Below are 7,655 nucleotides of genomic sequence, written 5' to 3' on the forward strand. Positions count from 1 at the left end.
GGTTACTTTGCCGCCGCGCATGTCTGTGTGGGGCCCGCGCCCGGATTTTTTGCGGCCAACGGTATCGGTCTAACAACCGACGGGGGGGGGGGTTTTGCCCCCCCCCCCCCGCACACGGGGGTCCGCTATCCGGCGGCCGCCTCCTTGAGCTCCGCGTACGGCGCGAGCTTGCGGATCGACTCGATGCTCCGGATGCAGTCGTCCCGGCTCTCCTGCGGGTCGCTCGTCACGACGATCGACCCGTTGCTCGCCTTGAGCCGGAACCGGTGCATCCCGGTCTCGTCGGTGTACAGCTCGAACTTGCCGGCCATGAAACCCACTCGCCTCTCGCTCGGTGACCCCCTCGCACCGCACCGTAGTCACAACCCCCACCCCCCGCCCGCCGACCGGACCCGTCCGAGTGGCGCCCGCCGCCGCGCCGTCCGGCATGATCGGGCGGTTGGCCGATCCCCGGACCGAGGAGTCCCGTGAAGCGCACCACCGCCGCAGTCGTTCTGAGCGCCCTCGTGCTGGCCGCCGTCTCCGGGTGCTCCGCCGCGCCGGCCCGTGCCCGGTCGAAGCCGGCCGCGCCGTCGAACGCCGTTGCCGCGGCGGGGTCCTGGAAGGGAGACTTCCGGGGGTACGGGACGGACCAGTGGCGGCGTGCGTGGGGTGTGGCCGACCAAGGGGCCTGGGGCGGCGCCGACTTGAGTGCCGTCGATGATCCGCCGGTGCCGGGCGGCGGCGGGTCGGCGCTCCAAGTCGCGTACGGGGCGGGCTCGTCCGCGAACCAGTGCGCCGACTGCCCGAATCCCGGGGGCGGGCAGTTCTACACCAGCCTCGACGCGCTCGGCCTGTCCGGCCTCGCCGACGGGACGACCCTCGACCTCCGGTACGCCGTCAAGTTCCCCGTCGGGCGCGACTGGGGCAAGGCCGGCAAGCTGCCCGGGCTCTACGGCGGCCGGATCGGCGCGGAGTCGGGCGGGAACCACGGTGACGGGTGGTCGACGCGGTACATGTGGCGCGGCGCCAAGGGCGTGCCGGACAACGGCGAGGTCTACCTCTACACGCCGGCCAATTCCGGCCCGACGGGTTACGGCGTCGACGAGGGCCTGGGCGACTGGCGCTTCCAGGCGGACGGCCGGTGGCACACCGTCGAGCAGCTGGTGGACCGCGGCACCGGTGACGTCACGGTCTGGTACGACGCCGAGCAGGTGTACGCGGCGCCGGGCGTGGCCAAGGGCATCGCCGGGATCCCGTTCTCCGGCGTGCTCTTCTCCACCTTCTACGGCGGCCACGACACCACGTGGGGCCCGGCGAGCGCGCAGCACGTCGAGTTCGCCGACTTCTCCCTCGCGCCCACCCGGCAGCACTGACGGCCGTTCGGGTGACGCTCGGCGGTCCGCCTTCACCCGGGCGAGGGAGATCGGTCACCCGGTTGTCTCAGCGGGGTTGCGGCGTGGGCCGGTTCGTGCGGGTTCGTGTGCAAATCTGTGCTGGTGCCCGCGGGGCGGCCGGGTGTGCGTGTGGCCGGCCCCGGGCGCGCCTTCATGCCAGAGACCAGAGACCACCCAAAGGACATCTGATGTCGCTTCGTGGAAACATCCGCAAGTTCGCCGTGATCGCGGCCGTGACGGGTGCCGCCGCCTTCGCGGCGCCGGCGCCGGCGATGGCGCACTGGCACGCGTCGGACTCGTCGTCCGGCCAGAGCCTGGAGTCGGGTTCGGCCGGCGTCGGCCTCTTCGGCCCGCACGCCAACTGGCTCAACGTCCACGAGCACAGCGAGGACGCCTGCATCGGGGACTGCTGATCCAGCTGATCCGGCCGTGGGCCCGGGGAGTGTTCGGCGCTCCCCGGGCTCACGCGTGTCCGCTCGGCTCCATCTGCCGGACGTCGGCCGGCCGGGAGAGCGGGCTCGGCCACCAGATGTGCCGGCCGAGGTCGACGGTGAGCGCGGTGACCAGCACCGACCGCACCACCAGGGTGTCGATGAGCACGCCGAGCGCGACGGCGAAGCCGATCTCGGCCAGGCCCACGACGGGCAGGGTGCCGAGTACGGCGAAGGTGCTGGCGAGGATCAGCCCCGCCGACGTGATGACGCCGCCGGTGGCGGCGAGGCCCGCGACCGCCCCCTGGCGGGTGCCGCGGTGGGCGGACTCCTCGCGGACGCGCGTCATCAGGAAGATGTTGTAGTCGATGCCCAGGGCGACCAGGAAGACGAAGACGAACAGCGGGAACGCGTTGTCCTCGCCCTGGAACCCGAAGACGTGCTCGAAGAAGAGCACGCTGATGCCCAGCGCCGCCGCGTACGAGAGCACGACGGTCGCGATCAGCACGAGCGGCGCGGTGACGGCCCGCAGCAGCAGCGCCAGGATCACCAGGACGACGCCGAGGACGAGCGGGATGATCGCCCGGTTGTCGTTGCCGGCGGCCCGCCCGGCGTCGAGGATCACCGCGGTGTTGCCGCCGACCTTGGCGTCGGCGCCCGGGACGGCGTGGACGGCGGTGCGGACCCGGTCCACGGTGTCCTTCGCCGCCTGGCTGTCCGGCGGGTCCGTGAGCGTGGCCTGGAAGAGGGCCTGCCCGGCGTGCGTCACGGGCACGGACGTCCCGGCGACGCCGGGCGTCGACTGCGCGGCGGCCCGTACGGCGCCGGCGTCCGCCGCCGTCGAGATGACGGTGAGGGGTGAGCCCGTGCCGCCCGGGAAGTGCTGCTCCAGCACCTGCTGGCCGACGACGGAGTCCGGTGTGCCGGTGAACGAGGCGGCCGTGCCGAGCCCGTTGGCGTTGAGGGACACCAGCCCCGCGCAGCAGGCCGCGAGGGCGAGCGCCGTCCCGACCCAGACCTTGCGCGGGCGGCGGGCGATCCACGCGCCGATGTGCGCCCAGCGGCCCGTCTTCGTCGGCTCGGCCGTGCCGTAGGCGGGCTTGACCGGCCAGAACACCCACCGTCCCATGATCACCAGCAGCGCGGGCAGCAGCGTGAGCATGGCCGTCAGTGCGACCAGCACCCCGATGGCGCACACCGGTCCGAGGCCGCGGGTGGAGTTCATCTCGGCGATCAGCAGGCACAGCATCGACGCGACGACCGTCGCCGAGGACGCCAGGATGGCGGGCCCGGCCCGGTGCAGGGCGAACGCCATCGCCTCGTGGCGGTCCTCGTGGCGGCGCAGCTCCTCGCGGTAGCGGGCGGTGAGCAGGAGGGCGTAGTCGGTGCCCGCGCCGAGGACGAGGACGACCAGGATGCCGGCGCTCTGCGCGTTGACGGTGAGCCCCGCGTGCTTGGCCAGCAGGTAGATGACGGCTTCCGAGACGACGAGCGCGCCGGCGGCGGAGATCAGCGGGAGGGTCCAGAGCACCGGGCTGCGGTAGGTGAGCAGCAGCAGGATGATCACGACGCTGACGGTGGCGGCGAGCAGGGAGCTGTCGATGCCGGCGAACGCCTTGGCCTGGTCGGCGCCGACCCCGGCCGGGCCGGTGACGTGGGTGGTCATGCCGTGGCTGTCGGCGGCGGCGGTGGCGCGCAGGCTGTCGACGGCGGGGCGCAGGTCGTTCCAGCCGTTGGTGCCGACGTCGATCGGGACGATCGTCTGCATGGCCTGTCCGTCGCCGGAGACCACCGGTCCGACGACCGGCCCGAGGACGTGCGGGGCGGTCGCGAACGTGACCGCGTCCCGCGCACCCTGGGCGCGGTCGGCGGGAGTGAGGCCGCCGGGGCGGTCGTAGACGACGACGGCCTGGGCGGTCTCGATCGGCTGGAAGGCGCGCTGCTCGTTCAGCACCTTCGTCGACTCGGCGTTGCCGGGCAGCCAGCTGGACGCCTGGTTGTCCTCGGCGCCCATGAGCTTCCCGGCCAGCGGGCCGGTGGCGACCAGCAGGATCAGCCAGACCGCCAGCACCACCCACTTGCCGCGGCGGCCGCACGGCAGCGCGGCGAGCCGGGTCGCGATCGTCGTCGCGGCGGTCCGCGCGGTCGGTCGGGACGCGGTCATGGCGGGATCCCCAGGGGCCGGTGGCGGTGATGTCGATCCAGCCTCGCACCGCCGGTACGGACCGGCAGCCCGAGCGGGGCCCCGCTACGGCACCCGGGTCGACCAGACCCGAGTCGGCCACGCCCGGACGGCGGCCACGTCCGGGCCGGCTACACGCGGACGGCGGCCCGCTCGCGCAGTTCCTTGAGGGCGGTGATGTCCATCGCGTGCCCGGTGCCGTCCCCGCCGTGCTTGCGGTCGGGCGTCTCGACGACCAGCGGCACGCCGGCCGTCGCCGGGTGCTCGAACAGCTCGCGGAACGGCTCCGCGCCGATCATCCCCGCACCGATGTTGGCGTGCCGGTCCTTGCGCGCGCCGACGACGTCCTCGGAGTCGTTGGCGTGGATCAGCCGCAGCCGGCCGGGACCGGCGGCCGCGACCAGCGCGTCCAGCGCCGCGGTGACGCCGCCCGGTGCGGCGAGGTCGTGCCCGGCCGCGAAGGCGTGGCAAGTGTCGAGGCAGACGCCGACCTTCGGGTGGCCCTCCAGCGCCTCGACGTACTCGGCGAGGTCCTCCATGCGGGAGCAGAGCGAGCTGCCCTGACCGGCCGTCGGCTCCAGGAGCAGCCAGGGCGCGTCGTCGCCGAGCGCGTCGAGCTCGTCCAGCAGCGGCCGGACGTCCGCCCGCACCTGGGCCATCGCCTCGGCCCGGCGGGATCCGCCGCCGGGCGCGGTGCCGACGGCGGAGCCGGTGTGCAGGACGACGCCGAGGGCGCCGATCGCGTGGCCGCGCAGCAGCGAGTGGCGCAGCGAGACGGCGGAGCGCTCCCTCGTCGCGGGGTTGTCCGAGCCGAAGTTGATCAGGTAGGGCGCGTGCACCCAGGCCGGGACGCCCTGCTCGGCGCAGGCGGCGCGGAACTCCTCGTCCTGCGCGGGGTTGCCCGGGGGCGTGGCCCAGCCGCGCGGGTTGGCCACGAACACCTGGACCGTCTCGGCGCCGACCCGCCGCGCGTACGCGAGGCCGGTCCCGGCCAGCCCGCGGGCGGCGACCGGCACGTGGGCGCCGATCGGGTTGCGGGCGGTGGCGGCGGGCGGTACGAGAGCGGTGCTGTTCACGGCCCCGAGCATGCCACGCGGCCGGGCGTGTCCCGAAAACGGGCCCCGTCCACCCCGGGGACGGCGTTCGCCCGCCCGACCGACGCCCCGTCAGTCCCGCAGCCCAGCCCTGGTGGCGGGCCCACCCGGGCGCCCATAGCGTCGGTTCGGTCATCCCCACCGGCTGTCACGAGCCCCCCACACCGCGTGAGAACCGCCCCGCGCCCACGGCCCGGACCTTGCGCGGAGGAAGAAAACAGGTCACCACACATGCCCACGCGTCGGGTCCACCACCTCGCCGCGGCCACCGCCGCGGTCTGCTCCCTGACCACCGCCCTGACCACCGTCCTCGCCGTCACCCCCGCCCACGCGGACGGAGGCGCCCTGCTCCTCGTCCACCCGGGCGAATCGATCCAGCAGGCCGTCGACGCCGCCCGGCCCGGCGACACCGTGCAGGTCCTGCCCGGCACGTACCGCGGCAGCGTCCGGATCACCACCCCCGGCCTCACCCTGCGCGGCGCCGGCCCGGCCAGCGTGATCGCGCGCGGCGACGGCACCGAGAACGCGTGCGCCGCCGCCGGCCACGGCGTCTGCGTGGACGGCACCGAGGCGGCCCCGCTGTCCGACGTCACCATCGAGGCCCTCGCCGTCACCGGCTTCGCCAAGAACGGCATCGACGCCAGCGGCACGACGGGCCTGACCGTCCGCGCCACCTACGTCCACGACAACGGCCAGCAGGGCATCAGCCAGGAGATCTCCACCAGGGCCGTCATCCTCGGCAACCGCGCGACCGACAACGGCCAGTCCGGCGTCTTCCTCGCCAACTACGCCTACCGCGAGGGCGGCGCGCCCGACACCGGGGGCACCCGCGTCGAGGGCAACGAGCTCTCCGGCAACCGCGTCGGCGTCACCGTCCGCCGGCTGCGCGTGCTGACCGTCCAGGGCAACGAGATCACCGGCAACTGCAGCGGGGTCTTCGTGGTCGGCGACGAGGGCGTGCCCCGGGCCGGGGACCTCGACGTCAGGAAGAACCGGGTGGTCGCCAACAACAAGTTCTGCCCCGCCAATCCCCGCCTCGGCGCCATCCAGGGCGCCGGCATCGTGCTCACCGGCACCGAGGACACCCGGGTCACCGACAACGAGGTCCACGACAACGCCGGCCGCACGGACTTCTCCGGCGGCATCGTCCTGTTCAAGAGCGTCGTCGGCATCCCCAACACCCGTGCGACCGTCACCGGCAACACGCTGAGCGGCAACGGCCCCGCGGACCTCGCCGACCGCGACACCGGCACCGGCAACACCTTCGCCCGCAACACCTGCGCCGTCTCCGAGCCCTCCGGCCGCTGCTGACACCGCCGCTTCCACCCGTAAGGACCGCCCATGACCACCGCACCCGCCCACACCAGCCCCCAGGCCGCGATGCGCCTGCGCGAGCTCGTCTTCGGCGCCGCCTGCGCCGCGGCCGTCCGGGCCGCCGCCCGGCTCGGCGTCGCCGACGCGCTCGGCGACACCCCGATGACCGTCACCGAGCTCGCCGCCGCGCTCGACACCGAACCCCGCCCGCTGCGCCGCCTGCTGCGCGCGCTCACCTGCTACGGCATCTTCGCCGAGACCACCGCGACGACCGCGACCGGCGCGACGACCGCGACCGGCGAGCCCGGCGCGACCACCGCGGCCACCGTGCCCGGCGAGGAGCGCTTCGAGCACACCGAGATGTCCCGCCTGCTGCGCGAGGACGCCCCCAACTCGCTGCGCTACATCTCCCTGTGGTGCACCGAGCCGTGGACCTGGGAGGCCTGGCCGAAGCTGGACGAGGCGGTGCGCTCGGGCCGCAACGTCTTCCCCGAGCTGTTCGGCAAGGAGTTCTTCGACTACCTGCACAGCGACGCGCACGACTCGGCGAAGGTCTTCGACAAGGCGATGACCACCTCCAGCCGGCAGTCCGCCCGGGACTTCGCCGAGTACCTGGACCTCACCGGCGTCGACTCGGTGGCGGACATCGGCGGCGGCCAGGGCCACGTGCTCGCCAGCCTGCTGGAGAAGCACCCGGCGCTGCACGGCACCCTGCTCGACCTGCCCAAGGTGGTGGCCGGGGCGGACGCGCGGCTCCAGGACGGCGGCGCGTTCTCCGCGCGGGCCCGCCTGGTGCCCGGGGACTGCCGCAAGGACATCCCCGTCCGCGCCGACCTCTACATCATCAAGAACATCCTGGAGTGGGACGACGAGAGCACCCGCCGCACCCTCGGCAACGTCGTGGCCGTGGCCCGGCCGGGCGCGCGCGTCGTCGTCGTCGAGAACCTCGTCGACGACAGCCCGTCGATGCGCTTCACCACCGCGATGGACCTGATGCTGCTACTCAACGTCGGCGGCGCCAAGCACTCCAAGGACAGCCTCGTCCGGCTGATGGAGGAGGCCGGTCTGGCGGTGTCCGACGTCCGCTCGGTCAACCCCTACCTGCACGCCTTCGAGGCCACCGTCCGCGGCTGAGCCGCCCACCGCGCCGCCCACCGCGCGAAACGGCCCCCGGGGGGGCCCCCGGGGGGGGGGCGGGGCGGCGGGGGCGGGGTGGCCCCGGGGGGGCCCGCCCAGGGCGGCGCCCCCCCCACCCGGT

At 74.2% G+C, this 7,655-nt stretch carries 7 protein-coding genes; 4 read left to right on the forward strand and 3 right to left on the reverse strand.

Annotated features, from left to right (window positions below; translation table 11 throughout):
• Positions 1 to 125: 125 nt before the first annotated feature.
• The gene (locus ACFV4G_RS31495) at positions 126 to 311 is read right to left on the reverse strand and encodes a YegP family protein (protein WP_380445528.1); all 186 of its coding nucleotides are present in this window, start codon (positions 309 to 311) and stop codon (positions 126 to 128) included.
• A gap of 156 nt (positions 312 to 467) precedes the next feature.
• Between ACFV4G_RS31495 and ACFV4G_RS31500 the strand changes: the two genes are divergently transcribed.
• Both ACFV4G_RS31500 and ACFV4G_RS31505 read left to right on the forward strand, forming a co-directional pair.
• Positions 468 to 1,355, forward strand: a complete 888-nt coding sequence (locus tag ACFV4G_RS31500; protein ID WP_380445529.1) for a polysaccharide lyase — start codon at positions 468 to 470, stop codon at positions 1,353 to 1,355.
• Positions 1,356 to 1,564: 209 nt separating this feature from the next.
• Entirely contained in the window at positions 1,565 to 1,789 is a 225-nt protein-coding gene (locus ACFV4G_RS31505) for a hypothetical protein (protein ID WP_359959138.1), read from the forward strand.
• A gap of 49 nt (positions 1,790 to 1,838) precedes the next feature.
• Here ACFV4G_RS31505 and ACFV4G_RS31510 read toward each other — a convergent pair whose 3' ends face one another.
• Together ACFV4G_RS31510 and ACFV4G_RS31515 are read right to left on the reverse strand one after the other, a co-directional pair.
• The gene (locus ACFV4G_RS31510; RefSeq protein WP_380445530.1) at positions 1,839 to 3,971 is read right to left on the reverse strand and encodes an MMPL family transporter; all 2,133 of its coding nucleotides are present in this window, start codon (positions 3,969 to 3,971) and stop codon (positions 1,839 to 1,841) included.
• Positions 3,972 to 4,120: 149 nt separating this feature from the next.
• Positions 4,121 to 5,065, reverse strand: a complete 945-nt coding sequence (locus ACFV4G_RS31515; protein ID WP_380445531.1) for a deoxyribonuclease IV — start codon at positions 5,063 to 5,065, stop codon at positions 4,121 to 4,123.
• A 249-nt stretch (positions 5,066 to 5,314) separates the two neighbouring features.
• On the opposite strand from ACFV4G_RS31515, the gene ACFV4G_RS31520 reads away from it, so the two are divergent.
• Both ACFV4G_RS31520 and ACFV4G_RS31525 read left to right on the forward strand, forming a co-directional pair.
• On the forward strand, positions 5,315 to 6,394 hold the full coding sequence (locus tag ACFV4G_RS31520; protein ID WP_380445532.1) for a nitrous oxide reductase family maturation protein NosD: 1,080 nt from the start codon (positions 5,315 to 5,317) through the stop codon (positions 6,392 to 6,394).
• Positions 6,395 to 6,424: 30 nt separating this feature from the next.
• The gene (locus ACFV4G_RS31525) at positions 6,425 to 7,531 is read left to right on the forward strand and encodes a methyltransferase (RefSeq protein WP_380445533.1); all 1,107 of its coding nucleotides are present in this window, start codon (positions 6,425 to 6,427) and stop codon (positions 7,529 to 7,531) included.
• Positions 7,532 to 7,655: the final 124 nt, after the last annotated feature.

The sequence above is a fragment of the Kitasatospora sp. NPDC059747 genome, from assembly GCF_042732955.1.
Classification (GTDB): domain Bacteria; phylum Actinomycetota; class Actinomycetes; order Streptomycetales; family Streptomycetaceae; genus Kitasatospora.

Coding starts and splice junctions, on each gene's coding strand:
- ACFV4G_RS31525 (WP_380445533.1), top strand. CDS start 6,425: ATGACCACCGCACCCGCCCACACCAGCCCCCAGGCCGCGATGCGCCTG.
- ACFV4G_RS31520 (WP_380445532.1), top strand. CDS start 5,315: ATGCCCACGCGTCGGGTCCACCACCTCGCCGCGGCCACCGCCGCGGTC.
- ACFV4G_RS31510 (WP_380445530.1), bottom strand. CDS start 3,971: ATGACCGCGTCCCGACCGACCGCGCGGACCGCCGCGACGACGATCGCG.
- ACFV4G_RS31505 (WP_359959138.1), top strand. CDS start 1,565: ATGTCGCTTCGTGGAAACATCCGCAAGTTCGCCGTGATCGCGGCCGTG.
- ACFV4G_RS31495 (WP_380445528.1), bottom strand. CDS start 311: ATGGCCGGCAAGTTCGAGCTGTACACCGACGAGACCGGGATGCACCGG.